The organism is Sulfitobacter sp. HI0129 (assembly GCF_001635395.1).
In the GTDB taxonomy this organism is placed as follows: Bacteria; Pseudomonadota; Alphaproteobacteria; order Rhodobacterales; family Rhodobacteraceae; genus Sulfitobacter.
The window spans coordinates 1-226 of sequence record NZ_LWGH01000141.1 but is presented as its reverse complement, the minus strand read 5'-3'; the positions used below and the strand labels follow the sequence as shown (position 1 = coordinate 226).

The 226-nt window shown below is 54.0% G+C and carries 1 pseudogene; it reads right to left on the bottom strand.

Annotated elements, in window-relative coordinates:
* Positions 1 to 226: pseudogene (locus A3764_RS01345) on the bottom strand (TRAP transporter permease); the annotation flags it as partial.

Genomic DNA, 226 nt, shown 5'->3' with positions numbered 1-226 from the left:
TCAAGACCCATCCGTTGCTGCAGCATGACGAGAACCGCGATGGCAATGCCCCATGAACCGGCAGAGATGATAGAGAATCCGGCAAATAGAAAGATGATCAACAAGGCGAGCGGAGCCAGCATAAAGCCGTCCTTGGCCATTGGCTTCAGATCGGGCAGTTCCGAGCTGGGGAGACCTTCAATACCTTCCTTGCGCGCTTCGAGATCGATCTGGATATAGACTGCGA